Raw genomic sequence first — 24,641 nt, 5'->3', positions numbered from 1 at the left:
CCCGCTACGACAAACGCGCCCTCCACTACAAAGCCATGGTCACCATCGCCTGCCTACGACTCTGGCTGCCATGACTTTGCGGACACGACCTAGCCCCTGCGCACAGGCGGCCGGCTCACCAGCGGATCGGTACCGGCAGCGCCGTCAGCGCCGCCGACACCGCCACCACGACCGCGAGGACCACGACCTCCGCCCGCGCGGGCGCGTACGCCTTCCCGCGGTCGGGGGCGCGGCGCAGCCGCAGTCGCGCCGCCAGGGCGAGAGCGGCGACGACGGCCACGAGGAGCACCTTCGCGAGCAGCACGCGCCCGTAGGCCGTCGTCGCCAGCTGGTCGAGGACCGTGCTCGGCGGCATCCGGCGCAGGGTGCTGCACACGCCCGTCGCGGTGATCGCCGCGAGCAGCACCGCGGCCACGCGCGCGTAAAGGCCGAGAAGCGCCGTGCCCGCTTCGGGGGCGCTCCGGCGCCAGGCGTACGTCGTGCGCAGCACGTACAGCAGTCCGCCCACCCACAGGGCGGCGCAGGTCAGATGGACCAGGGTGAGGCCCGAGCCGAGCAGTGCGCCGTCCTCGGCCGCCGGATGAGCCCGCAGTGCCTCCGCGACCGCCACGGCGGCCAGCGGGAGCAGCGCCGTCGCCGGGCGCCGCCAGCGGGCGCACAGGCCCGCGAGCAGGAAGCCGTTGACCTCCACGAGCGCGAGCGTCCCGTCCCGCGTCCCGCCCAGGCCGCCGAGGTCCAGGGCGGCGACGCCGCTCGGGATCAGATTCCCCGAGGCCACCACGGAGGCGAGCCCGAGCGAGGCCGCGAACCCGGCCCACGGCGCGTACGCCGACCAGGTGCGGGGCGGCTCCCGCAGCGGGTTCACCTTGTGCGCGAGGAACCCGGCGAACACCTCGCCCGCCTGGACGCACAACGCCCCGAACAGGACCGTGCGCAGCAGCGCGATCACACCGACGCCGGGCGCCGCGGCCTCACCGGTGCCGTCGAGCGCGGCGCGCGGCCCCAGCAGCGGGATCAGCGCGGCCACGGCGACGAGCACGAGCACGGCGACGGCGCGCCCCGCGCCGGGCCTGCGCAGGGTGACGTCGGCCCCGACGGAGACGGGCGCCTCGGTGGGCGGCGGTATGGAACTCACCACTGGATCTTCACCAGGTGGCACGGGCCCCGGCAAGCGCAGACCGACAAGTGGGGCACGGGAATCCGGACGACGTGGGGACGGGTCCGGCGCTGCTGCGTGGGAGCGGTTCACGTCTACGTAGGACGTGATTTCGCGGCCCCGCGGTTCACCCGGCCGGCAGCCAGCCGGCCTCGTCCGTGCCCCAACACCCCGGGGGACGCGCCCAATTCGCGGGGCCTCCGCCGAACGACAGGGGCGGCAGGGCGTGCCGCAGTCGCCCGACCGGGCTGTCCGCCTCGGTCAGCCAGGTGGCCGGATCCTCCGCCTCGTACGGCTCCGCCCGCTCGCCGTAGCCCCGCGGTTGCGCCCCCTGGACCAGCCAGGCCGCCGTCTGCGCGAGCGCGAGGCGCACCACGCGCGTACCGCCGTCCGCCGTCTGCTCGGTGAGCGCGCGCAGCACCGCCGCCGCGAGCAGATACCCCGTGCCGTGGTCGAGCGCCTGCGCGGGCAGCGCCCCGGGGCGCTCGGGGGAGCCCTCGGCCGCCGCGATGCCCGTCGCCACCTGGACGAGGCTGTCGAAGCCGCGCCGCCCGCTCCACGGCCCGTACCCGCCCCAGGCCGACAGCGCCGCGACCACGAGCCCCGGCCGCCGCTCGGCGAGCGCCTCCGGAGCGAGCCCGAACCGGTCGAGCGCGCCGGGCCGGTACCCCGTGACCACCACGTCCGCGCCCGCCAGCAGCTCGTCGAACGTGCGCCGGTCCGCCGCGTCCGTCAGGTCGAGGCGGGTCGAGCGCTTGCCGAAACCGGTGTCGGCGTGGGCGTCCGGCGACTCGGGCAGCTGGGGCGCGTCCACCCGCAGCACGTCCGCGCCGAGCAGCGCCAGGGTGCGTGTGGCGACGGGCCCCGCGATGACCCGCGTGAGGTCGAGGACCCGGATCCCGGCCGCGGGCGACAGCACCCCGCGCGACAGCGCACGGCCCGGTGCCCCGTCCACGCGGTCGAGCGTCAGGAGCGGTTCACCGGCAACGAGCGCGCCCTGCGGATGCGCCGCCCACTGGCCGGGCGTGCGCAGCGCGACGGCCAGGCCGCCCGCCGCGTAGACCGTCTCCTCGACCTCGCGCGCGGAGCGCTCCGCGAGCAGCGCCGCCACCTCCTCCACACCCGCGTCCGTGCCGACCCCGAGGGCCGCGCACAGCCGTGCCCGGTGGTGCGGATAGTTCGCGTGGGTGCGCAGCCAGCCGTCCCCGGTACGCCAGAAGCGTGACAGCGGCGCGAAGTTGACGGGCGCGCGCCCGTCGATCAGCAGATGCCGCTCGCTGGTGAACGCGGTGGCCACCGCCCCGTCGTCGACCCGCACCCGGATGGCGCCGACGGGGTGCCTCGCGCGCGTGGCGGCCAGTTCGGCGGCGGCGAGGGAGCAGCAGCCGACGCAGGCTCGGGCGAGGTCGGCGACGGGGAGACGGGCGGGCAGCGCGCCCGCGCGCGTGCGGTACGAAACGCGGGCGAGCAGGGCGGGGTCGCCGCCGAGTGCCGCCCACGCGGCCCGGGCGTCGACCGGTGGATGGGGCGCATGTGTCATGTCCGCACTATTGCGCAGCACTTGGCCCCGGCACACGGGCGGCGCACACAGGGGCGGGGTGGCGTACGCCACCCCGCCCCTGCTCAGGAGTTCCGCTCGGTGCGGATTACTTGACGGCCTTCAGCGCGTCGACGATCCCGTACCCGTAGAAGCCGTTGCGCCGCTCGGGGCCCTCGCAGACGGCGTCGACCTTGCCGTCGCCGTCCCCGTCGTAGGCGGTCGGGCACGGCTCCTTGTCCGCCTGCGCCTTCATCAGGGCCTGCAGCTGCGCCGGAGAGGCCTTCGGGTGCGTCGACTTGAGGAGCGCGGCGACGCCCGCGGCGTGCGGCGAGGCCATCGACGTGCCCTGCAGCCAGCCGTACTGGTTGCCCGGCAGCGTGGACAGGATGCGGCCGTCCTTCGACGGGGTGTCGGTCGGCTTCTTGTACTTGTCTCCGCCCGGCGCCGCGATGTCGATGACACCGTTGCCGTAGGTCGAGTAGTACGACTTGGCCTTGGTCACGCCGGTCGCGCTCACCGTGACGACGCCCGGCAGCTGCGTCGGGATGTCGAAGCAGCTGTGCGGGTCGATGGTGCGGTTCACCGGAGTCGAGTCGTCCGGGCTCGAGTCGTCCAGGATCGCGTCGGAGTCCAGGTCGTGATTGGAGTTGCCCGCCGACGCCAGGTTCAGGGTGCCCTTCTTCTGGGCGTACAGCTGGGACCGGTTGACCGCGTCGACGATGGCCCGCTGATCGGGGTCGTCCATGCAGTTGTAGAGCCACGGGTCCACGTAGTAGCTGTTGTTGGTGACCTCGATGCCGTGGTCGGCCGCGAACACGAAGGCGCAGACCACGCTCTCCGGGTAGAACAGCTCGCTGACCGGGTCGGCCACCTTGATGCCCGCGACCTTCACGCCCGGCGCGACACCGGCGACGCCGATCCCGTTGCGCGCGGCGGCGATCTCACCCGCGACATGCGTGCCGTGGTAGTGGTCCGGGTTCGCGGGCCGCCAGGCGCCCGGCGAGGTGTCCGCCTTGCCGCCGACACAGTTCGCGGACTGCGACGCGGAGAAGTTCGGGGCGAGGTCGGGGTGCGTGTCGTCCACACCGGTGTCGATGACGCCGACGGTGACCTTCTTGCTGCCCGGGTTGATCTTCGCGGCCTTGTCGGCGCCCATCGCCCGCAGGTCCCACTGGTCGGCCTCGAGCGGCTCCTGGGCGGACGTCGCCTTCGTCGCCAGCGACTTGGCCTCCGCCTTGGAGAGCTTCTGGACCGCGCCCTCCTCGGTGGTGCCGGACGGCGTGAACGGCGCCGTGCGGGTCGCGCCCGCCGAGGCCACTCCCTTCGCCGCGCGCAGCTGCTTGCCGAAGTCCGGGTTCGCGGAGTGCACGACGAAGACGCCGATCTTCGCGTACGTCACGACTATGGAGCCGTCCGCCGCGGATATCGCCTTGCTCACCGAGGAGATCGTGCGGGCATCGGTACGGCGCGTGTTCACCACGTACGCGAGCGAGGAAGCCGAACTGGCTGCCACCGACGGAGCGTCGGTGGCGGGGGCCGCCGTCGCGGACGGCAGGAACCCGAAGGAAGCCGTCAGGGCGATACCGATCGGCAGGGCGAGGGCCAGGCGGCGCCGGGACGGCAGGCGTCTGGAAGGCAGATGAGCCATGGGGTCTCCACATCATCCGTCGTTTATGGAAATGCCCGGTACACGAGTGCGTGACGGGCAGGTACATGACGCGTGGTGCGGTGTGAACGTATCTCTGGTCGCCGCAGGTCATCAACGAGTTCCGAAAGAAGTTCCGAAAGAAACAAGGTGAGTTGAACCGCGTCGACGGTGCTCCCGTGCCGTTGTGCAGGGGGTCGGGGAGCTCTACCATCGCGACCCGGCCCGCGTGATCCAGATCACGTTGAGGTTAGAGACAGCACCCCATTGCGAGGAGAGTCCGTGGCCACCGACGCACCACCACCGCAGCAGGGCAGCCCGCACGACGGGCCCGCGCTGCCCTCCACCGAGAAGTTCATCGAGGTGCAGGAGGGCGCGGAGTTCGGTGAACTGCGCCGTGCGCACCGCTCGTTCGCCTTCCCGCTGACCATCGCGTTCATCGCCTGGTACCTCGTGTACGTGCTGCTGTCGAACTACGCGGGCGACTTCATGGGCACCAAGGTGTTCGGCAACATCAACGTCGCCTTCGTCCTCGGGCTCGCCCAGTTCCTGACCACGTTCCTCATCGCCTGGTGGTACTCGCGGCACGCCGCCACCAAGCTCGACCCGAAGGCCGAGGCCATCAAGTCCCGTCTGGAGGGCGGCGCGTGAACCCCCACCTGTCCCAAGTCACCCTGGCGGCCGAGGCGAGCGAGCACCGGCCGCTGATCATCAGCCTGTTCGCGGTGTTCGTCGTCGCGACCCTCGTCATCACCGTGTGGGCGGGCCGCCAGACCAAGAGCGCCTCCGACTTCTACGCGGGCGGCCGCCAGTTCACCGCCTTCCAGAACGGCCTCGCGGTCTCCGGCGACTACATGTCCGCCGCGTCGTTCCTCGGTATCGCGGGCGCCATCGCGCTCGCCGGCTACGACGGCTTCCTGTACTCGATCGGCTTCCTGGTCGCCTGGCTCGTCGCCCTGCTCCTGGTCGCCGAACCGCTGCGCAACTCCGGCCGCTACACGATGGGCGACGTGCTCGCCTACCGGATGCGCCAGCGCCCGGTGCGCACGGCGGCCGGCACCTCGACGATCGTCGTCTCGATCTTCTACCTGCTCGCGCAGATGGCGGGCGCGGGCGTGCTCGTCTCGCTGCTGCTCGGCATCACCTCGGACGCGGGCAAGGTCGGCATCGTCGCGCTCGTCGGCATCCTGATGATCGTGTACGTCACCATCGGCGGCATGAAGGGCACCACCTGGGTGCAGATGGTCAAGGCGGTGCTGCTGATCATCGGCGCCATCCTGCTGACCTTCCTCGTCCTGCTGAAGTTCGACTTCAACATCTCGGACCTGCTGGGCACGGCCGCCGAGAACAGCGGCAAGGGGTCGGCGTTCCTGGAGCCCGGCCTGAAGTACGGCCTCACGTCCACGTCGAAGATCGACTTCATCTCGCTCGGCATCGCGCTGGTGCTCGGCACTGCGGGCCTGCCGCACATCCTGATCCGCTTCTACACGGTGCCGACCGCCAAGGCGGCCCGTAAGTCGGTCAACTGGGCCATCGGCATCATCGGCGCCTTCTACCTGATGACGATCGCGCTCGGCTTCGGCGCGGCCGCGCTCATCAAGCCGGAGGAGATCATCGCCTCCAACCCGGCGGGCAACACGGCGGCGCCCCTCCTCGCACTCCATCTGGGCGGGGTCGACTCCAGCTGGGGCGCGATCCTGCTCGCCTCGATCTCGGCGGTCGCCTTCGCCACGATCCTCGCGGTCGTCGCGGGCCTCACCCTCGCCTCGTCCTCCTCGTTCGCGCACGACATCTACGCGAACGTGATCAAGAAGGGCAAGGCATCCGAGAAGGACGAGATGAAGGCGGCCCGCTGGGCCACCGTCTTCATCGGCATCGTCTCGATCGCGCTGGGCGCGCTCGCCCGCGACCTGAACGTGGCGGGCCTGGTGGCCCTGGCCTTCGCGGTCGCGGCCTCCGCGAACCTGCCGACGATCCTGTACTCGCTGTTCTGGAAGCGCTTCAACACCAACGGCGCGCTGTGGTCGATCTACGGCGGCCTGTTCACGGCAGTCCTCCTGGTCCTCTTCTCGCCCGTCGTCTCGGGCAACCCGAAGACCTCGATGTTCAAGGGCGTCGACTTCCACTGGTTCCCGCTGGAGAACCCGGGCATCATCTCGATCCCGGTCGGCTTCCTGCTGGGCATCATCGGCACGTACGCCGCCAAGGAGAAGGCCGACAAGGGCAAGTACGCGGAGCTCGAGGTCCGCTCCCTGACCGGCACCGGAGCCCACTGACCGGCTCTCCGTCTCCCGTGTGCCGTGCCCCGCGTCGTAGAGACCTACGACGCGGGGCACGGCACACTCGTCGCTTCGCAGTCCTGCCGCTGTCATAGCCGTCACGTAGGCTCGGGATCAGTAGGTAAGAACACGCCGAGGGAGGGGGCCCACGTGCTCATCGACACATACGGCCGAGTGGCAACCGACCTGCGGGTCTCGCTGACCGACCGGTGCAATCTGCGGTGCACCTACTGCATGCCCGAGGAGGGCCTGCAGTGGCTGGCCAAGCCGGACCTGCTCACGGACGACGAGATCGTCCGTCTCATCCGCATCGCGGTCACCGACCTCGGCATCACCGACGTCCGCTTCACCGGCGGCGAGCCCCTGCTGCGCCCCGGTCTCGTCGGCATCGTCGAGCGGGTCGCGGCGCTGGAGCACCGCCCCAAGATGTCCCTGACGACGAACGGGATCGGGCTCAAGCGCACCGCGAAGGCACTCAAGGAGGCGGGCCTCGACCGGGTCAACGTCTCGCTGGACACGCTCCGCCCCGACGTCTTCAAGACCCTGACCCGGCGCAACCGGCACCAGGACGTCATCGACGGCCTCGAAGCGGCGCGCGACGCGGGCCTGACCCCGGTGAAGGTCAACTCCGTCCTGATGCCGGGGCTCAACGAGGACGAGGCCCCGGACCTCCTCGCCTGGGCGGTGGAGAACGATTACGAGCTGCGCTTCATCGAGCAGATGCCGCTCGACGCCCAGCACGGCTGGAAGCGCGAGGGCATGATCACCGCGGGCGACATCCTGGCCTCGCTGCGTACGCGCTTCGAGTTGACGGAGGAAGGGGCCGGCGAGCGCGGATCGGCGCCCGCCGAGCGCTGGATCGTGGACGGGGGACCGCACCGCGTCGGCGTCATCGCCTCGGTGACCCGTCCGTTCTGCTCGGCCTGCGACCGCACGCGGCTCACGGCGGACGGACAGGTCCGCACCTGCCTGTTCGCCACGGAGGAGACGGATCTGCGGGCGGCCCTGCGCTCCGACATGCCGGACGAGGAGCTGGCCGCGATATGGAAGCGCGCCATGTGGGGCAAGAAGGCGGGCTCGGGCCTCGACGACCCCTCGTTCCTGCAGCCGGACCGCCCGATGTCGGCGATCGGCGGCTGAGGCCGAGGCTGGGGCCGAGTCCTCAGCCCTCGGTCTCGGAGGTCTCGGGGTCCTCCCACTCCGCGAGCGCCACGACGTCCTTGAGGAACCCGCGCACCCCGAGGAACTTGGCCAGGTGCTCGCGGTGCTCGTCGCACGCCAGCCACGTCTTGCGGCGCTCCGGCGTGTGCAGTTTCGGGTTGTTCCACGCGAGCACCCACACCGCGTCGGCGCGACAGCCCTTGGCCGAGCACTGGGGAGTTGCGGGCGACGGTCCTGAGAGGTTCGCGAGGTTCACGCGTCAACCTTAAACGCCCTGGAACACGCTCCGCGGAGGCCCTTCGAAGACCCCGGAAATGGCGACGCCGAGCAGCCACGGGGGGAGCTGCCCGGCGTCGGTCCGTCGCTCCGACGGGGGATGCGGAGCGCTCACGCAGTATGTCACGGGGGACCCGGTACCCGGCACCGGAACAACATGATTGATCTGAGCTTTTCTTGAGCTTTGTCGACCGCTTGCGCGCCCGGCTCCGCCGTCGCTCAGGCCCGGTCCTCCGGGGCGGATTCCGCGGGATCGGCGGTCGGTACCGGCGAGATCATGGGGCGCGAGGGCGCGGGCACGAAGGTCGACGGGAGCGAGGGCGCGTTCTCCCGGCCGGCGTTGGCGAAGACCACGGCGACGTAGGGGAGGAGGGCGCCGAGCACCAGCGTCACGATGGCGACGTGCCGCTCCACGTTCCACAGCACGGCCGTGAGGATCACCGAAACGGTGCGGACCGACATCGAGATGATGTAGCGGCGCTGCCGGCCGCGGACATCGTCGGCGAGGCCCTGCCGGGCTCCCGTGATCCGGAAAACCTCTGCCCCACCGCTGTCCTTGCGCTTCCGCATCACATTCCACCACCCGCCAGCTCGCCGGACTCTCCCCGGACCGGACTGGCTCCACGGTACGCCCGGTATGCGTCGGCTACGAGACCGGGGGCGGGCCTGACCTGGAGCCCGGCCTGCGCCGTACCACGTACGGAGCTGTCCGACATGCGCCGTATGGCGTACGCGGTGACACTGATCGCGTGGGTGGCCGCTGAGCGCCCCCGCACCGCGCGAGGAGGCGACGACATGAGCTGGTTGTGGGCGATCATCGTGGGCTTGGTGCTTGGCCTGATCGCGAAGGCGATCCTGCCCGGCAAACAGCAGATCCCGCTCTGGCTGACGGTGGTCTTCGGCATCATCGGCAGCGTCCTGGGCAACTGGGCAGCCACGGGCATGGGAGTCAACGACACCAAGGGCATCGACTGGATCCGCCATCTGCTGCAACTGATCGGTGCGGTGGTGGTGGTCGGCGTGGGCGACCGCTTGTGGGTGGCGCTGCGCGGCAACAAGAGCAAGGCATAGAACCCGGAAACGGGTGCCCGGAACCCGGAAATGGGTGAAGGCCCGGCGCCGCCTGAGGGGCGGGCCGGGCCTTCCGGGTCTACGGGGCGAGAGCCCTACGCGCCCTTGACCTCCACGGCCGCGAGGTTCTTCTTGCCGCGCCGCAGCACCAGCCACCGGCCGTGCAGCAGCTCGTCCGCGCCGGGCACGAAGTCCTCGGCGGCGACCTTGACGTTGTTCACGTACGCGCCGCCCTCCTTCACCGTGCGGCGCGCGGCCGACTTGCTCGCGACGAGGCCGACCTCGGCGAACAGGTCGACGACCGGGCCCAGCTCGGCGACCTCGGCCTTCGGCAGCTCGGACAGGGCCGCGGCGAGCGTCGCCTCGTCCAGGTCCGCCAGGTTCCCGTCGCCCTGGCCGAACAGCGCCTTCGACGCGTTGATCACGGCGGCCGTCCAGTCGGCTCCGTGCACCAGCGTCGTCAGCTCCTCGGCAAGGGCGCGCTGCGCGGCACGGGCCTGCGGCCGCTCCTCGGTCTGCTGCTCCAGCTCCTCCAGCTCCTCGCGGGACTTGAAGGACAGGATCCGCATGTACGTCGAGATGTCCCGGTCGTCCGTGTTCAGCCAGAACTGGTAGAACGCGTACGGCGTCGTCATCTCCGGGTCGAGCCAGATGGCGCCGCCCTCGGACTTGCCGAACTTGGTGCCGTCCGCCTTCACCATCAGCGGCGTCGCGATGCAGTGCGCCACCGCGTCCGGCTCCAGGCGGTGGATCAGGTCGAGCCCGGCCGTGAGGTTGCCCCACTGGTCGGAGCCGCCCTGCTGGAGCGTGCAGCCGTAGCGGCGGTACAGCTCCAGGAAGTCCATGCCCTGCAGCAGCTGGTAGCTGAACTCCGTGTAGCTGATGCCCTCCTGGGACTCCAGGCGGCGGGCCACGGAGTCCTTGGTCAGCATCTTGTTGACCCGGAAGTGCTTGCCGATGTCGCGGAGGAACTCGATCGCGGACATGCCGGCGGTCCAGTCCAGGTTGTTCACCATCGTCGCCGCGTTCTCGCCCTCGAAGTCGAGGAACGGCTCGATCTGCGAGCGCAGCCGGGCGACCCAGAGCTTGATCGTCTCCGGGTCGTTCAGCGTGCGCTCCGCCGTCGGGCGCGGGTCGCCGATCTGGCCCGTGGCCCCGCCCACCAGGGCGAGCGGGCGCAGGCCCGCGTGCTGGAGCCGGCGCATCGTGAGGACCTGCACCAAGTGCCCGACGTGCAGGGAGGCCGCGGTCGGGTCGAAGCCGCAATAGAACGTGACCGGACCGTCCGCGAGCGCCTTGCGCAGTGCGTCCTCGTCAGTGGACTGGGCCCACAGGCCACGCCACTTCAGGTCGTCGACGATGTCCGTCACGGTTCTGGTTCTCCTTGCACAGGTCTGCTGGAACCCTGCCAGTCTATGGGCGCCCACCGACAGCGCCGTACGGCATTGTCCTCAGACGCCCTGGCTGACCGAGCTCATGTTGAAGTCCGGCACCCGCAGCGCGGGCATCGCGGCACGAGTGAACCAGTCGCCCCACTCCCTCGGCAGCGTCTTTTCCGTCCGCCCGGCCTCCGTGGCCCGCCCGAGCAGCCCGACCGGCGACTCGTTGAACCGGAAGTTGTTCACCTCGCCCACGACCTCGCCGTTCTCCACGAGGTACACGCCGTCCCGGGTGAGCCCGGTGAGCAGCAGCGTCGCCGGATCGACCTCGCGGATGTACCAGAGGCAGGTGAGCAGCAGCCCGCGCTCGGTGCCCGCGACCATCTCGTCGAGGGACTTGTCCCCGCCGCCGTCGAGGATCAGGTTGTCGATCGCGGGGGCGACGGGCTGCCCGGTGAGCGCGGCGCTGTGCCGGGTCGTCGTGAGGTGCTTCAGCTCCCCTTCGCGGATCCAGTCGGTGGCGCCGACCGGCAGCCCGTTGTCGAACACCGACGACGCGTCGCTGGAGGAGTGCGCGAGGACGAACGGCGCCGACTCGAGCCCCGGCTCGTGCGGGTCGCTGCGCAGGGTCAGCGGCAGCTCGCTGAGCCGCTCGCCCAGCCGCGTACCGCCGCAGGGCGTGGAGAACACGGTGCGGCCCTCGGCCGCGTCCCGCGCCCCGGACGACCACATCTGGTAGATCAGCAGGTCCGCCACGGCGGTCGGCGGCAGGAGCGTCTCGTAGCGCCCGGCGGGCAGGTCGATCCGCCGCTCGGCCCAGCCGAGCCGGGTGGCGAGCTCCGCGTCCAGCGCGGCCGGGTCGACGTCCTTGAAGTCCCGCGTCGACCGTCCCGCCCACGCCGACCGCTTGCGCCCGTGCGACTTGGCGTTCAGCTCAAGGGTCCCGTTGGGCTGGTCGTGCCGCAGCCGCAGGCCCGCGGACGTACCGAGATAGCTGCTGGTCAGCTCGTGGTTGGCGAACCCGTACAGCTCGCGGCCGCCCTCCCTGGCCCGCGCGAACGCCTCGCCGAGCGCCGGCGCGAAGTCGGCGAAGACGGCGGACGAGGTCTCGGCGGGCGCCTGCGTGAAGTCGGGTGAGTGCGGTACGTCGCCGATCAGCGGCTGCGCGTCCTCGGCGGGCCCCGCCTTGGCGGCGGCCTCCTCCGCGGCGCGCACCAGCGGCTCCACGTCGGCCGCGGTGACGGCCGACCGGGACACGACGCCGGAGGCCGTGCCCTCCTTGCCGTCGACCGTCGCGACGACGGTGAGGGTGCGCCCGCGCGTCACCCCGTTCGTGGTGAGCGCGTTGCCCGCCCAGCGCAGATTGGCGGTGGACGTCTCGTCGGCGATGACCACGCAGCCGTCGGCCCGCGACAGTCCGAGGGCGCGCTCGACGATCTCGTACGGCTTGCTGGCACGCGGGCTCATCGACCGGCCTCCTGAGTCGTGTTCAAGATGTTGACGCCCTTGAAGAGAGCCGACGGGCAGCCGTGCGAGACGGAGGCGACCTGGCCCGGCTGGGCTTTTCCGCAGTTGAAGGCGCCGCCGAGGACGTACGTCTGCGGGCCGCCGACCGCCGCCATGGAGCCCCAGAAGTCCGTGGTCGTCGCCTGGTACGCGAAGTCCCGCACTTGCCCGGCGAGCTTCCCGCCCCGGATCGCGTAGGCACGTTGCGCGGTGAATTGAAAGTTGTAGCGCTGCATGTCGATCGACCACGACCGGTCGCCGACCAGGTAGAGCCCCCGGTCGACGCCCGCGATCAGGTCCTCCGTCGAGAGCCCGCCCGGATCCGGCTGGAGCGACACGTTCGCCATGCGCTGCACCGGCACATGCTCGGGGGAGTCCGCGTACGCGCAGCCGTTGGAGCGCTCGAAGCCGGTCAACTTGGCGATGCGCCGGTCGAGTTGGTACCCGGCGAGGGTGCCGTCCTTGACCAGGTCCCAGGACTGCCCGGCCACGCCCTCGTCGTCGTACCCGATGGTGGCGAGCCCGTGCTCGGCCGTGCGGTCACCGGTCACGTTCATGATCTCGGAGCCGTACTTGAGCTTCCCGAGCTGGTCGAAGGTGGCGAAGGAGGTGCCCGCGTACGCCGCCTCGTAGCCGAGCGCGCGGTCCAGCTCGGTGGCGTGCCCGATGGACTCGTGAATGGTCAGCCAGAGGTTGGACGGGTCCACGACCAGGTCGTAGGCGCCCGCCTTCACGCTCGGGGCGCGCATCTTCTCCGCGAGCAGCTCCGGGATCTCGGCGAGCTCCGACTCCCAGTCCCAGCCGGTCCCGGTGAGGTACTCCCAGCCGCGCCCCACCGGAGGCGCGATGGTGCGCATGGAGTCGAACTCGCCGCTGGAGTCGTCCACGGCCACCGCCGTCAGCTCCGGGTGCAGCCGCACGCGCTGCTGGGTCGTGACGGTCCCCGCGGTGTCCGCGTAGAACTTGTTCTCGTGGACGCAGTACAAGGAGGCGTCCACATGGGACACCCCGTCCGCCGAGAGCAGCCGCGCGCTCCAGTCGGCGAGCAGCCCGGCCCGCTCCTCCTCCGGCACGGTGAAGGGATCGATCTCGTACGAGGAGACCCAGGTCTTCTCCGCGTGCACCGGCTCGTCCGCCAGTTCCACGCGCTCGTCCGACCCGGCCGCCTCGATCACCCGCGCGCTCAGCTTCGCCATCGCCACGGCCTGCGAGGCCACCTTCGCCGCGCCGTCCATCGTCAGATCGACACCGGAGGCGAACCCCCACGTCCCACCGTGCACGACGCGCACGGCGTATCCCAGGTCGGTGCTGTCCGACGCCCCCGAAGGCCGGGCGTCCCGCAGCCGCACGGAGGCGCCGCGCACCCGCTCCAGACGGAAGTCCGCGTGCTCCGCTCCCAACGCGCGTGCGCGCGCGAGGGCGGCGTCGGCGAGTGCCCTCAGGGGCAGTGCGAGGAACGACTGATCGATCTCGTGGGCCATGGGCGGCTTCCCCTTCTGTCGCGGCACAGTGCGTGTGAGTGAACCACGACACGTGCTGTCTGTGGGAACCCCACAGACAGCACCCCCTCGCCCTGTCGCCCCCGGATTCGGCACCCGGTGCCGCGGCCGGATAGGTTCAAGACGTACCTGACCGCCGAACGAAAGGGTGATCCGTTGAGCCGCTCGGTTCTCGTCACCGGGGGAAACCGGGGCATCGGCCTCGCCATCGCCCAGGCCTTCCTGGAGCAGGGCGACAAGGTGGCCTTCACCTACCGCTCCGGAGAGCCCCCCAAGGAGCTCGTCGACGCCGGCGCCCTCGCCGTCCGCTGCGACATCACGGACACCCAGCAGGTGGATGCCGCGTACAAGGAGATCGAGGAGAAGCACGGCAACGTCGAGGTCCTCGTCGCCAACGCCGGCGTCACCAAGGACCAGCTCCTCATGCGGATGTCCGAGGAGGACTTCGCGTCCGTCCTCGACACCAACCTCACCGGCACCTTCCGGGTCGTGAAGCGCGCCAACCGCGGCATGCTGCGCGCCAAGAAGGGCCGCGTCGTGCTGATCTCCTCCGTCGTCGGGCTGCTCGGTTCGGCGGGGCAGGCGAACTACGCCGCCTCGAAGGCGGGCCTGGTCGGCTTCGCCCGCTCGCTCGCCCGTGAACTCGGTTCGCGCAACATCACCTTCAACGTCGTCGCCCCCGGTTTCGTGGACACCGACATGACCCAGGCGCTCACCGACGAGCAGCGCGCGGGCATCGTGTCGCAGGTGCCGCTCGGCCGGTACGCGCAGGTCGAGGAGATCGCCGGAGTGGTGAAGTTCCTGACCTCCGACGACGCCGCGTACATCACTGGAGCCGTCATCCCGGTTGACGGCGGACTGGGAATGGGTCACTGAACCATGGCTGGAATCCTCGAGGGCAAGAAGATCCTCATCACCGGTGTGCTGATGGAGTCCTCCATCGCCTTCCACACCGCGAAGCTGGCCCAGGAGCAGGGTGCGGAGATCATCCTCACCGCCTGGCCGCGGCCGACGCTCACCGAGCGCATCGCCAAGAAGCTGCCGGAGCCCGACAAGGTCAAGGTCCTGGAGCTCGACGTCTCGAACGACGAGCACCTCGCCCGCCTGGAGGGTCAGGTCCGTGAGCACCTGGGCGACCGCCTCGACGGCGTCGTGCACTCCATCGGCTTCGCGCCGCAGGACGCGCTCGGCGGCAACTTCCTGAACACGCCGTTCGAGTCCGTCTCCACGGCCATGCACGTCTCCGCCTTCTCCCTGAAGTCGCTGACGACCGCGCTGCTGCCGCTGATGACCGAGGGCGGTTCCGTCGTCGGCCTCACCTTCGACGCGAAGTTCGCCTGGCCGCAGTACGACTGGATGGGCCCGGCCAAGGCCGCCCTGGAGGCCACCAGCCGCTACATGGCGCGCGACCTGGGCAAGCAGAACATCCGCTGCAACCTGGTCTCCGCGGGCCCGCTCGGCTCGATGGCCGCGAAGTCGATCCCCGGCTTCAGCGAGCTGGCCTCGGTGTGGGACTCCCGCTCCCCGCTGGAGTGGAAGCTCGAGGACCCGGAGCCGGCCGGCCGCGGCATCGTCGCGCTGCTCTCCGACTGGTTCCCGAAGACCACGGGCGAGATCGTGCACGTCGACGGCGGTCTGCACGCCATCGGCGCCTGACACCCGCTCACTCGTTCGGCCCACCGGCCGGGCGAGCCGTAGGGATCTCCACGCACGCTGGTGCGAGGAGGTCCCTACGTGCGTCTGCACCCCCGTTTCACCGCCGCCGTCGTCCTGCTGATATCGCTGCCGTACCTCGCCGCATGTGCCCCCGCGCAGGGGGCGACCGCCGAAAAGGACGGCCACGCGCGCGTGGCCGAGAAGAAGCGGGAGCGGTTCGGCGCGGACTGCCGGATCGACATCGACCGCGACCTCGTGAGCGCCACCTGCCACAACCCGTACCCGACGGTCGACCGGGTCGCCCTGCACATCGAGTGCGCGAAGTGGTGGGACATCGACACGGATTCACGCCCGAAGGCGGTGTTCCCGGCCGAGACGCTGCGGATGGACGGCCGGTGCTGGAAGAACGTGCGGACCGCCTGGGTCAGTCACCACAGGCCGGCGTCGTGAGCCGGCCGGGGCGGCAGTCGAACGGATAGCGCGCGGCCTCTTTGGCGGCGGCCTCGGCGTCGCCCACCCGGATCGCGTCGACGAGCGTCGCGTGGTCCATGTGGTTCTCCGCGGTGAGCTGCCCGCCCACGTCCTCGCGCAGCCAGTCCCGCATCACCTCGCCGAGGTCCGCGTACATCGCCGTCAGCACCTCGTTGTGGGACGCGGCGACCACGGCCAGGTGGAACGTCGCGTCCGCCGACACGAACGCCTCCGTGTCCCCGGACGACCAGGCCTCCTCGCGCCGCACCAGCAGCGCGTCGAGCTGCTTCAGGTCGCGCTCGGTGCGCCGCAGGGCCGCGAACTTCGCCGCGCTCGACTCCAGCGTGGCGCGCAGCTCGGCGATGTCCTGCGGGGCGGCCTCCGCGAACCGCCGCTGCATGACGCCCGCCAGCTCGCTCGTCGCCACGACGTACGTGCCCGAGCCCTGCCGGATGTCCAGCAGGCCGTTGTGCGCGAGCGCGCGGACCGCCTCCCGCACCGTGTTCCTGGCCACACCCAGCTGCTCCACGAGCTCCGGCTCCGTCGGAATCCGGGAGCCCACCGGCCACTCGCCCGAGGAGATCTGGGCGCGCAGGGCGGAGATGACCTGCTCGGACAGGGCCGAGCGCTGGGGCGAGGTCAGCGGCATGACGTTCCTTCGTGCGGGCGGAGTCTTACGGAGCGAACCGATTGGACAGCCAATCATCCCATGATTCTAAGATGGCCTCATGGCTAGTGAGGAAACCCCGACGATGGCACCACCGAGCGCCGACCCCGAGACCCCCCTGCGGACCGAGCAGCACGCCCCGCGCGCGTGGGTGGTCCGGCTGGTCATGGTCGGCATCGTGCTCGCCGCGGTGAACCTGCGGCCCGCCATCACCAGCCTCGGAGCCCTCCTCGAAGAGGTCCGCGACGGGCTGGGGATGAGCGGCAGCGTCGCCGGACTGCTCACCTCCGTGCCGCCGCTCTGCTTCGCGATCTTCGGCGTGATGGCGCCCCGGCTCGCCAAGCGCTTCGGCCCGAGCGCCGTCGTCTGCGCGGGCATGTTCGCCATCGCCGCGGGCCTGGTCGTGCGCCCGTTCACCGGCGGCACCGCGGGCTTCCTCGTGGCCAGCGCGCTCGGCCTGATGGGCATCGCGGTCAGCAACGTCCTGATGCCGGTCATCGTCAAGCGCTGGTTCCCCGACAAGGTCGGCACCATGACCGGCCTGTACTCGATGGCCCTCGCGCTCGGCACGTCCACCGCGGCGGCCGCGACGGTGCCGGTGACCTCGGCGCTCGGCGGCAGCTGGCAGGCCGGGCTCGCGGTGTGGGCGGTGCTCGCCGTCGCGGCGGCCCTGGCCTGGCTGCCGCTCGTCCGCAAGAAGGACACCTCCACCCTGGCCGCCGCGGCGCCCGCCGCCGAGAGCACGACGGCCGCGGAGGGCACCGGGCTGCGCATCGCCCGCAGCCGTACCGCCTGGGCGCTCGCCGTCTTCTTCGGGCTCCAGGCCACGGCCGCGTACATCACGATGGGCTGGATGGCGCAGATCTTCCGCGACTCGGGCGTCTCCGCGTCGACCGCGGGTGTGCTGCTCGCCGTCACCATGGCGATGGGCATCCCGCTCGGCTTCGTCATCCCGCGCATGGCGGCCCGGCTGCCCAGCCAGGGGCCGATGGTGATCGCCCTCGGCGTGTGCGGCCTCGCCGGCTACGCGGGCCTGTACTTCGCCCCGGCCTCCGGCGCCTGGGCGTGGGCAGTGCTGCTCGGCATCTCGAACTGCGCCTTCCCGCTCGCGCTGACCATGGTCGGGATGCGTGCCCGCACCGGCGCGGGCGTCGCCAAGCTGTCCGCCTTCGCGCAGTCCACCGGCTACCTGATCTCGATCCCCGGGCCGCTGCTCGTCGGCGTCCTCTACCAGCACAGCGGCGGCTGGGGAGCGCCCATCGCGCTGATGGCCGCGCTGATGGTGCCGCAGATCGTGGTGGGCGTGTTCGCGGGGCGCAACCGCACCGTCGAGGACGAGGCGGACGCCGCGCCCAAGGCGGCCCCGGCGTCCTGAGGGGCGGGGACAGGTGCGACACTTGGCGCATGTCGCCTGTGCTCGAGCCGAACCCCCAGAACGGCCAGAAGAAGCTCCTCCTCGTGCTCGGCGCGATGCTGGCCGTCACGGTCGTCGTCGGCATCATCGCGTCCATCGCCGCACCGTAGGACCGGGCCCCGGCGAGGGGGTGGGGTTAACTCCACCATCCCCTAGGGGGCCAGTGTCAGGGTGAAGTGGGTGGATCACCGGATGGGACCGGGGCCCCCGGCTGCGTACCTTCGAAGTGTCGCCGAGATCGTCGGCACCGGACGAAGCGCATACGGACCACGGCCCTCGGAGGCACCCATGTCGGCCCCCACGTACACCCGGTCCCGCACGGCAGCCCCGGGTCGCGTCGACATCCGGCTGCCGTGGTGGGCGGTCGTGCTCCCGGCCGTGGCCTTCGTGGCGCTGCTCCTGCTGATCCTCAACCCGGCCGACTCCCAGGCCGCCTCCGGCGACCCGAGCATCGTGCGGATCCTGGCCCACGCCAGGGATCTGGTGCTCCCATAGGGCACATACGCCGTTCACTCGTGCCGGGAGACCCCGTCAACTCCCTGCGCCCGGCCGAGGGTTTCATGCGAAGCTGGGACGTATGAGCGTCGCAGAACCCCGCAGGATTGTCCTTTTCCGGCATGCCAAGGCGGACTGGCCGCAGGTCTCCGATCATGAGCGGCCGCTCGCCGAGCGGGGCCGCAGGGATGCCCCCGTCGCCGGCCGCAAGCTGGCCGACGCAGGCATCACCTTCGACCTGGCCCTGTGCTCGACCGCCACGCGTACCCGTGAGACCTGGAAGCTCGCCGTGCAGGAGCTGCCGGAGCGACCGAAGACCGTGTACGAGGAGCGGATCTACGAGGCGTCGCCCGGCGAACTGATCGCCGTGCTGAACGAGACGCCGGACGACGTGCACGACGCCGTGCTGATCGGCCACAACCCCGGTGTGCAGGCCCTCTCCGAGATCCTCGCCGCGGACGCCGAGGGCGACGCCCGGCAGCGGCTGAACCGACGTGGCTTCCCGACCGCGGCGTTCTCCGTGCTCACGTTCACCGGACCGTGGAAGAGCCTGGAGCCCGGCACCGCCACGCTCGTCGACTACTGGGCGCCGAGCGAGTAATCGCACCGCCTCGCCCGTCCCGTCATACGTACGACGTGGGGCCCGGTACCGATCACCGGTACCGGGCCCCACGCACGATGTCCTACGGTTCCAGGGTGTCGGCCGCCTCGACCTCTTCGCGCGTGATGCCCAGCAGATAGAGCACCGTGTCGAGGAACGGCACGTTCACCGCGGTGTGCGCGGCCTCCCGCACGACCGGCTTGGCGTTGAACGCGACACCGAGCCCGGCCGCGTTCAGCATGTCCAGGTCGTTCGCGCCGTCGCCGATCGCCACGGTCTGCTCCAGCGGCACGCCCGCCTCGGTGGCGAACCGCCGCAGGAGGCGCGCCTTGCCCGCGCGGTCCACGATCTCGCCGGTGACCCGGCCGGTCAGCTTCCCGTCGACGATCTCCAGCGTGTTCGCCTGCGCGAAGTCGAGCCCGAGGCGTTCCTTCAGGTCGTCCGTGACCTGCGTGAACCCACCCGACACGACCCCCACTTGGTAGCCGAGACGCTTGAGCGTACGGATGAGGGTCCTGGCCCCCGGGGTGAGCCGGACCTCGCTGCGCACCTTCTCCACGACCGAGGCGTCCAGGCCCGCGAGCAGCGCCACGCGCGCGTGCAGCGACTGCTCGAAGTCGAGTTCGCCGCGCATCGCCGCCGCCGTCACCTCGGCGACCTTGTCCTCGCAGCCCGCGTGCGCCGCGAACAGCTCGATCACCTCGTCCTGGATGAGCGTCGAGTCGACGTCCATCACGACGAGCCGCTGCGCGCGCCGGTGCAGTCCGGCGGAGACGACCGCCACGTCGACGCCCAGCTTCGCGGCCTCTATGGCGAGGACGGTGCGCAGCGCCTCCGTCGGAGTGCCGGACACCGCGAACTCGACGGCCGTCACGGGGTACTTCGCGAGCCGGAAGATGCGGTCGATGTTGCCGCCGGTGCCGGTGATGGCGGCCGCTATCGACGCGGCCGACTCGGCGGTGAGCGGGTGGCCGAGGACGGTGACGTGGGAGCGGCCCGTGCCGCGCGGACGGTTGTCGCCGATGCCGGAGATGATCTCCGCCTGCATCTTCATCGACTCCGCCCAGCTGTGGACGGTGGAGCGCAGATCTCCCTCGAGCCCGGCCGGCGGCTGGGTCACCAGGGCGCACAGGACGATGCGCCCGCGCGTGACGACCTGCTCGATGTCGACGACATCGACGGAGTAGGCGGCGAGGGTGTCGAAGAGTCCGGCGGTGATACCGGGCCGGTCCTTGCCGAAGATCTTGACCAGAAGGGTGGGGACGTCCGCCGGGACATCCACGGGAGGGGCATCAGCGGTGGGCTGGGGCTGCGAAGCGCTCATGATGGGGTCTACGTTATCGGGCTTGTGTGCGGGCGCCGCAATCAAGCCCACCCCTTGAGCGGCGGCCCGGCCGACCAAGCCCCGCCGGCGATTGAGGCGCGCATTTCAAGCCCCTGCGGCGATTGAGCAGCGGGGCCCGGGGCAGCGCCCCGAGACCGCAACCCCGGACCACTCGTCACTCTCGATACGGCCGCAGATACGGATTCGTATCCGGATCGGCCGGCCGATAAGGCCGACTGGGCTGATACGGACCCGGCGGCCCACCGTCCGCGGGCGGGGCCGGCCGCGCCCGCCCGGTCGCATACGCAAGCACCGCCCCGAGCGCCCCCGCCCCCGCCCCCCACGCCGCCCCGAGCAGCACCGCCGTCCCGATTCGCCCGTGCAGCTCGATGCCCGCCCCGAACGCGTCGAAGCCGAGGACCGAGAGCGAGGCCCCCGCCGACACATCGGTGAGCCACACAAGGAGCGGCAGCGCGAGCGCCGTCACGCCCCCGAGGCGCAACGCGCACCGCCCCGCGAACCCCCAGACGCCCCGCGTCACGGGCGAGCGCACCGCCGTCAGCACCCCGGCGAGCAGCATCATCAGGGCCACCGCGACGCCCAACAACCACACCCTGCTGTCGAGTTCGGCGAGCCGCCCCAGCGTCACCGGCTCGTTCGCCGAGGCCTTGAGCAGTTCGTCCAGCGGGTCCGGCAGCAGCTTCGCCAGCTCGCCCGTCGCCTTGCCGTCCCACGGCACGAAGAGCCCGAGGGGGATGCCGAGCCACACCCCGTTGGGCGCCCCGAGCAGCGCGGCGCCCGCGATCCGCTTCGGATGGTCGTCGCCGATCATCGCGTACGTCGCCGCTGCCAGACCCGCGACGACCGCCATCAGCAGCACCGCGGCGAGCGCCGACGCGGCCGGGCGGACGGTCCGGTGCAGCGGCGCGAGCGCGCGCGGCAGCGGAGCGCGCCGCGACGCGAGCAGGGCGATCACCAGGACCCCCACCACGAACGCCGCGCCGCCGAGCAACGAAGGAACCGTCTCCACGGTGAACCCGACGGACGCCTTGGCGTCGACCAGATCGCCCACCTTGTCGGGTAGCAACCCTCCGATACCGCCCGGCAGTTTGTCCGCGATGCCCTCGGGAAGCCCCTTCCCGCCGCCCGTGATGTCGTCGAGCCCCAACTGCGAGCCGTCGATCGTAATGATGTCGTGACCGGCCCAGGCGAGGCCGCCCATCATCGCCACGAAGAGCGCCAGCACGGCGCCGGCGCGCGCCAGGAGTTCGCCGGGCGCCACCTCGACTCCCGCCGCCCGCAAGGAGCGCAGGAAGAACCAGCTCAGCGCGAGCGCACCCACCAGGCCCACACCGAGCGGCCAGACATTGATGGACGTGTCCGCCTGCGCGCCCTCGAGTCCGAAGGCCGAGACGTCCCCGGACGGCGTCACCTTCCCGCCCGCCGCGAGCGCCACCACCGCGGCGGTCATCGGCCCGAGCGAAGCGACCGTGTCGGCCTCCAGCAAGTGCAGGCCGAGCGCCGCGGCTCCGGCCATCGCGATGAACGCCCAGCTCACCGCGGCCACGGCGGACAGCAGGACATCGCCGACGGGCAGCTGTGCGCGCCGCTTCGCCCCTTGGCCGCTCTCCGCCAAGGCCATCAAGGACCCCCCGATCCGCCCCGCCTCGTCCCTGAGATCCCATTTGCTCATGATCCGTTGGGAGTTGTGGGCTGCTACCACTTTCCGGGGCCGCATCCGTACCGTCAACGGGGCGCGAGCCAAGGGACGTACGGAAGGTACGGACGGGCTCGGCGCAAGGCCCGCCTTTCGGTCACGGAGGGCTTCCTGAAATAGTTCCTCACGATGTTCGACATCCCTAGACTCCCCATGACGGGGCAAAACTCGGGGGACAACTCAGTGGGGCATGGAGTGCCTGAACTCGTACTGGAATTGAATGGCAGGTCCTGGACGCTCGACGCGTCCAGGCCGTACACCCTCGGACGCGATCCGCAGGGCGACATCGTGCTCGACGACGCCCGGGTGTCCTGGCGTCACGCCACGATCAGCTGGGGCGGCCGCAGTTGGGTCATCGAGGACCACGGCTCGACCAACGGCACCTTCGTGCAGGGGCAGCGGATCCACCAGATGGAGATCGGCCCCGGCTCGTCCGTGCACCTGGGCAACTCCACCGACGGCCCGTGCCTGACCGCGCAGGGCAGCGCCCGCGCCGCAGCCGTGGCCTCGCCGCACCAGGCGCGCCAGCAGGCCGCCGGCCTCGCGCAGCAGCCGCCGCCGCAGCAGTACCAGCAGCAGCCGAGCTGGTCGCAGCAGGCACCCCAGCAGCGCGAGGCGCCGGGCCGGCAGTGGCAGCAGCAGCCGCAGGCGCAGAAGGTGCCGCAGCAGCAGGGCGCCGGTGGGGTCGCGGGGGCCCCGCCCGTGTACGGCGACCGCAGCCCCACCACGTTCCACCAGTTGGCACTGGGCCGCGTCATGCGCATCGGCCGCTCCCTGGAGAACGAGCTGGTCGTCTCCGACCTCCAGGTCTCGCGGCTGCACGCCGAGTTCCACGCGTCGCCCGACGGCCGCTTCGAGATCCACGACCTCGGCTCCCACAACGGCACGTACGTCAACGGCCAGCCGATCCCCAAGGGCGGCACGGCACTGCTCGGCCCCACCGACATCGTGGGCGTCGGCCACTCCACGTTCCGCCTGGTCGGCGACCGGCTCGAGGAGTTCGTCGACACCGGCGACGTCTCGTTCTCCGCGCGCCACCTCACGGTGACCGTCGACGGCGGCAAGGAGATCCTCAAGGACGTCTCGTTCGGCGTCCCCGAGAAGTCGCTCATCGCTGTCATCGGCCCGTCGGGCTCCGGCAAGTCGACGCTGCTCAAGGCGCTCACGGGCTACCGCCCCGCCGACAAGGGCGACGTCCTCTACGACAACCGGAACCTCTACAAGCAGTTCGCCGAGTTGCGCCAGCGCATCGGTCTGGTCCCGCAGGACGACATCCTGCACAAGGAGCTGACTGTCAAGAAGGCGCTCAAGTACGCCGCCAAGCTGCGCTTCCCCGCGGACACCAGCGAGCAGGAGCGCCAGCAGCGCATCGACGAGGTGCTGCGCGAGCTCAAGCTGGACATCCACAAGGAGAAGAAGGTCACCTCCCTCTCCGGTGGCCAGCGCAAGCGCGTCTCGGTGGCCCTGGAGCTGCTGACCAAGCCGTCGCTGATCTTCCTGGACGAGCCGACCTCCGGCCTCGACCCGGGCATGGACCGCGACGTCATGCAGCTGCTGCGCGGACTGTCCGACGACGGCCGTACGGTCCTCGTCGTCACGCACTCGGTGGCCGAACTGGCGCTCTGCGACAAGCTGCTCGTGATGGCCCCCGGCGGCGCGGTCGCCTACTTCGGCCCGCCGGAGGAGGCCCTCAACTTCTTCGGCTACAAGACGTGGGCCGACGTGTTCTCGGCGTTCGAGAACTACCGCGACTACGACTGGGCGGGCCGCTGGAAGGGCTCGCAGCACTACCAGATGTACGCGGCCGACATCGACGCCGTCGCCGCGCAGTCGGACCCGGTGGCGCCGCCCGCCGCGATCAAGGCGCCCAAGACGCAGCCCTGGGGCTCCCAGCTGATCACGCTGATCCGGCGCTACTGCTCGGTGATCGCCTCGGACAAGGGCTTCATGGGCCTGATGGTGATCCTGCCCGCGGTCCTCGGCATCGTCTCGGTGGTCATCCCCGCCGACTTCGGCCTGGGCCCGCCCAAGCCGCCGTCCAAGTTCAACGGGGACGCCGGCACGATCATGCTGATCATCGCGGTCGGCATGTGCTTCTCGGCGGCGGCCAACTCGGTCCGTGAGCTGATCAAGGAGCGGGTCATCTACGAGCGCGAACGGGCCACCGGCCTGTCCCGCTCGGCGTATCTGATGTCCAAGGTCATCGTCCTCGGCTTCATCACGGCCATCCAGGGCGTCATCATCTGTGCCATCGGCTTCTCGACGCGTGAGCTTCCGAAGGAAGGTCTGCTGCTGCCGCCGGCCGCCGAGCTGTGCATCTCGATCATCGCGCTCGGCTTTACGTCGATGATGTTCGGGCTCGTCATCTCCTCGCTGGTGAAGACCTCCGAGAAGACGATGCCGCTGCTCGTCATGTTCGCGATCGTCCAGGTCGTGTTCACCGGCGTGCTCTTCCAGATCTACGGCACCGTGGGCCTGGAGCAGTTCGCCTGGCTGATGCCGTCCCGCTGGGCGGTCGGCGCCGCGGGCGCCACCCTGGACCTCGGCCGCCTGATGCCGCCGTGGGACCCGCAGAAGCCGAACGACCTGGACCCGCTGTGGGAGCACTCGGTCGGCCAGTGGGGCCTCAACCTCACGATCCTGATCCTGCTCGGCGTCGCCTGCGGTTTCGCGGTCGCGCGCCTGCTGCGGCGCCACGAGCCGGAAGTCATGCGCAAGTAGGCGATCTCCTGCGGACACACGAAGGGCGGCACCCAGTGGGTGCCGCCCTTCGTGCCGTGGGGG

23 protein-coding genes are annotated in these 24,641 nt (G+C 71.0%); 12 read left to right on the top strand and 11 right to left on the bottom strand.

Annotated elements, in window-relative coordinates:
• Positions 1-115: 115 nt before the first annotated feature.
• The 3 genes from ACIA8D_RS38545 to ACIA8D_RS38535 form a co-directional block, all read right to left on the bottom strand.
• A complete protein-coding gene (locus ACIA8D_RS38545; RefSeq protein ID WP_399239583.1) occupies positions 116-1,135 on the bottom strand; it encodes a CopD family protein in 1,020 nt (339 codons plus the stop codon).
• A 148-nt stretch (positions 1,136-1,283) separates the two neighbouring features.
• A complete protein-coding gene (locus ACIA8D_RS38540; RefSeq protein WP_399239581.1) occupies positions 1,284-2,696 on the bottom strand; it encodes a CoA transferase in 1,413 nt (470 codons plus the stop codon).
• Positions 2,697-2,802: 106 nt separating this feature from the next.
• Positions 2,803-4,344, bottom strand: a complete 1,542-nt coding sequence (locus ACIA8D_RS38535; RefSeq protein ID WP_399239579.1) for a S8 family peptidase — start codon at positions 4,342-4,344, stop codon at positions 2,803-2,805.
• A gap of 279 nt (positions 4,345-4,623) precedes the next feature.
• Here ACIA8D_RS38535 and ACIA8D_RS38530 point away from each other — a divergent pair, with 279 nt between their 5' ends.
• From ACIA8D_RS38530 to moaA, 3 genes are all read left to right on the top strand, one after another.
• Positions 4,624-4,992 carry a DUF485 domain-containing protein gene (locus ACIA8D_RS38530; protein ID WP_399239577.1) on the top strand — a complete coding sequence of 123 codons (369 nt, stop codon included), beginning with the start codon at positions 4,624-4,626 and terminating at the stop codon, positions 4,990-4,992.
• Positions 4,989-6,617, top strand: a complete 1,629-nt coding sequence (locus ACIA8D_RS38525; protein WP_399239575.1) for a cation acetate symporter — start codon at positions 4,989-4,991, stop codon at positions 6,615-6,617. The genes ACIA8D_RS38530 and ACIA8D_RS38525 overlap by 4 nt, the downstream gene beginning before the upstream one ends.
• A gap of 153 nt (positions 6,618-6,770) precedes the next feature.
• Positions 6,771-7,760, top strand: coding sequence for a GTP 3',8-cyclase MoaA (gene moaA, locus ACIA8D_RS38520; protein ID WP_399239573.1), 990 nt, complete (start codon positions 6,771-6,773; stop codon positions 7,758-7,760).
• Between the two features lie 22 nt (positions 7,761-7,782).
• Here moaA and ACIA8D_RS38515 read toward each other — a convergent pair whose 3' ends face one another.
• Both ACIA8D_RS38515 and ACIA8D_RS38510 read right to left on the bottom strand, forming a co-directional pair.
• The gene (locus tag ACIA8D_RS38515) at positions 7,783-8,037 is read right to left on the bottom strand and encodes a hypothetical protein (RefSeq protein ID WP_399239571.1); all 255 of its coding nucleotides are present in this window, start codon (positions 8,035-8,037) and stop codon (positions 7,783-7,785) included.
• 239 nt (positions 8,038-8,276) lie between these two features.
• A complete protein-coding gene (locus tag ACIA8D_RS38510) occupies positions 8,277-8,627 on the bottom strand; it encodes a DUF3099 domain-containing protein (protein WP_399239569.1) in 351 nt (116 codons plus the stop codon).
• 225 nt (positions 8,628-8,852) lie between these two features.
• Between ACIA8D_RS38510 and ACIA8D_RS38505 the strand changes: the two genes are divergently transcribed.
• Positions 8,853-9,128, top strand: a complete 276-nt coding sequence (locus ACIA8D_RS38505) for a GlsB/YeaQ/YmgE family stress response membrane protein (protein ID WP_385766708.1) — start codon at positions 8,853-8,855, stop codon at positions 9,126-9,128.
• A 95-nt stretch (positions 9,129-9,223) separates the two neighbouring features.
• On the opposite strand, the gene tyrS is transcribed toward ACIA8D_RS38505, so the two are convergent.
• From tyrS to ACIA8D_RS38490, 3 genes are all read right to left on the bottom strand, one after another.
• Positions 9,224-10,498, bottom strand: a complete 1,275-nt coding sequence (gene tyrS / locus ACIA8D_RS38500; RefSeq protein WP_399239567.1) for a tyrosine--tRNA ligase — start codon at positions 10,496-10,498, stop codon at positions 9,224-9,226.
• A gap of 81 nt (positions 10,499-10,579) precedes the next feature.
• Positions 10,580-11,974 (bottom strand): metallopeptidase TldD-related protein, encoded by a 1,395-nt coding sequence (locus ACIA8D_RS38495; RefSeq protein ID WP_399239565.1) that lies wholly within the window; start codon positions 11,972-11,974, stop codon positions 10,580-10,582.
• The gene (locus ACIA8D_RS38490; protein ID WP_399239563.1) at positions 11,971-13,494 is read right to left on the bottom strand and encodes a TldD/PmbA family protein; all 1,524 of its coding nucleotides are present in this window, start codon (positions 13,492-13,494) and stop codon (positions 11,971-11,973) included. Before ACIA8D_RS38490 ends, ACIA8D_RS38495 begins: the two co-directional genes overlap by 4 nt.
• 174 nt (positions 13,495-13,668) lie before the next feature.
• On the opposite strand from ACIA8D_RS38490, the gene fabG reads away from it, so the two are divergent.
• From fabG to ACIA8D_RS38475, 3 genes are all read left to right on the top strand, one after another.
• Positions 13,669-14,388: a 3-oxoacyl-[acyl-carrier-protein] reductase gene (gene fabG / locus ACIA8D_RS38485; RefSeq protein ID WP_399239561.1), complete on the top strand. Its 720-nt coding sequence runs from the start codon at positions 13,669-13,671 to the stop codon at positions 14,386-14,388.
• Between the two features lie 3 nt (positions 14,389-14,391).
• Entirely contained in the window at positions 14,392-15,168 is a 777-nt protein-coding gene (gene fabI / locus ACIA8D_RS38480) for an enoyl-ACP reductase FabI (RefSeq protein WP_399239559.1), read from the top strand.
• 78 nt (positions 15,169-15,246) lie between these two features.
• Positions 15,247-15,618, top strand: coding sequence for a hypothetical protein (locus tag ACIA8D_RS38475; protein ID WP_399239557.1), 372 nt, complete (start codon positions 15,247-15,249; stop codon positions 15,616-15,618).
• Here the strand turns inward: ACIA8D_RS38475 and ACIA8D_RS38470 are convergent.
• Positions 15,593-16,288: a FadR/GntR family transcriptional regulator gene (locus tag ACIA8D_RS38470; RefSeq protein WP_399239555.1), complete on the bottom strand. Its 696-nt coding sequence runs from the start codon at positions 16,286-16,288 to the stop codon at positions 15,593-15,595. The genes ACIA8D_RS38475 and ACIA8D_RS38470 overlap by 26 nt on opposite strands.
• A 103-nt stretch (positions 16,289-16,391) precedes the next feature.
• On the opposite strand from ACIA8D_RS38470, the gene ACIA8D_RS38465 reads away from it, so the two are divergent.
• The 4 genes from ACIA8D_RS38465 (at position 16,392) to ACIA8D_RS38450 (ending at position 18,816) form a co-directional block, all read left to right on the top strand.
• Entirely contained in the window at positions 16,392-17,681 is a 1,290-nt protein-coding gene (locus ACIA8D_RS38465) for a CynX/NimT family MFS transporter (RefSeq protein ID WP_399239585.1), read from the top strand.
• A 38-nt stretch (positions 17,682-17,719) separates the two neighbouring features.
• A complete protein-coding gene (locus tag ACIA8D_RS38460; protein ID WP_266725572.1) occupies positions 17,720-17,830 on the top strand; it encodes an SGM_5486 family transporter-associated protein in 111 nt (36 codons plus the stop codon).
• 178 nt (positions 17,831-18,008) lie between these two features.
• Positions 18,009-18,215 (top strand): hypothetical protein, encoded by a 207-nt coding sequence (locus ACIA8D_RS38455; protein ID WP_399239553.1) that lies wholly within the window; start codon positions 18,009-18,011, stop codon positions 18,213-18,215.
• 82 nt (positions 18,216-18,297) lie between these two features.
• Positions 18,298-18,816: a SixA phosphatase family protein gene (locus ACIA8D_RS38450; RefSeq protein ID WP_399239551.1), complete on the top strand. Its 519-nt coding sequence runs from the start codon at positions 18,298-18,300 to the stop codon at positions 18,814-18,816.
• An 82-nt stretch (positions 18,817-18,898) separates the two neighbouring features.
• On the opposite strand, the gene serB is transcribed toward ACIA8D_RS38450, so the two are convergent.
• Complete coding sequence (gene serB, locus ACIA8D_RS38445) at positions 18,899-20,140, bottom strand: phosphoserine phosphatase SerB (protein WP_385766683.1); 1,242 nt, start codon at positions 20,138-20,140, stop codon at positions 18,899-18,901.
• Positions 20,141-20,315: 175 nt separating this feature from the next.
• Positions 20,316-21,833, bottom strand: coding sequence for a streptophobe family protein (locus tag ACIA8D_RS38440; protein WP_399239549.1), 1,518 nt, complete (start codon positions 21,831-21,833; stop codon positions 20,316-20,318).
• 219 nt (positions 21,834-22,052) lie between these two features.
• Between ACIA8D_RS38440 and ACIA8D_RS38435 the strand changes: the two genes are divergently transcribed.
• On the top strand, positions 22,053-24,578 hold the full coding sequence (locus ACIA8D_RS38435; protein ID WP_399239547.1) for an FHA domain-containing protein: 2,526 nt from the start codon (positions 22,053-22,055) through the stop codon (positions 24,576-24,578).
• Positions 24,579-24,641 lie beyond the last annotated feature (63 nt).

This window comes from Streptomyces sp. NPDC051684, assembly GCF_044453445.1.
Lineage (GTDB): Bacteria > Actinomycetota > Actinomycetes > Streptomycetales > Streptomycetaceae > Streptomyces.
This window is presented reverse-complemented; position numbering and strand designations above follow the sequence as displayed.

Coding starts and splice junctions, on each gene's coding strand:
- ACIA8D_RS38450 (WP_399239551.1), top strand. CDS start 18,298: ATGAGCGTCGCAGAACCCCGCAGGATTGTCCTTTTCCGGCATGCCAAG.
- ACIA8D_RS38540 (WP_399239581.1), bottom strand. CDS start 2,696: ATGACACATGCGCCCCATCCACCGGTCGACGCCCGGGCCGCGTGGGCG.
- ACIA8D_RS38505 (WP_385766708.1), top strand. CDS start 8,853: ATGAGCTGGTTGTGGGCGATCATCGTGGGCTTGGTGCTTGGCCTGATC.
- ACIA8D_RS38465 (WP_399239585.1), top strand. CDS start 16,392: ATGGCACCACCGAGCGCCGACCCCGAGACCCCCCTGCGGACCGAGCAG.
- serB (WP_385766683.1), bottom strand. CDS start 20,140: ATGAGCGCTTCGCAGCCCCAGCCCACCGCTGATGCCCCTCCCGTGGAT.
- ACIA8D_RS38495 (WP_399239565.1), bottom strand. CDS start 11,974: ATGAGCCCGCGTGCCAGCAAGCCGTACGAGATCGTCGAGCGCGCCCTC.
- ACIA8D_RS38440 (WP_399239549.1), bottom strand. CDS start 21,833: ATGAGCAAATGGGATCTCAGGGACGAGGCGGGGCGGATCGGGGGGTCC.
- ACIA8D_RS38455 (WP_399239553.1), top strand. CDS start 18,009: ATGTCGGCCCCCACGTACACCCGGTCCCGCACGGCAGCCCCGGGTCGC.
- ACIA8D_RS38470 (WP_399239555.1), bottom strand. CDS start 16,288: ATGCCGCTGACCTCGCCCCAGCGCTCGGCCCTGTCCGAGCAGGTCATC.
- ACIA8D_RS38510 (WP_399239569.1), bottom strand. CDS start 8,627: ATGCGGAAGCGCAAGGACAGCGGTGGGGCAGAGGTTTTCCGGATCACG.
- ACIA8D_RS38490 (WP_399239563.1), bottom strand. CDS start 13,494: ATGGCCCACGAGATCGATCAGTCGTTCCTCGCACTGCCCCTGAGGGCA.
- fabI (WP_399239559.1), top strand. CDS start 14,392: ATGGCTGGAATCCTCGAGGGCAAGAAGATCCTCATCACCGGTGTGCTG.
- ACIA8D_RS38535 (WP_399239579.1), bottom strand. CDS start 4,344: ATGGCTCATCTGCCTTCCAGACGCCTGCCGTCCCGGCGCCGCCTGGCC.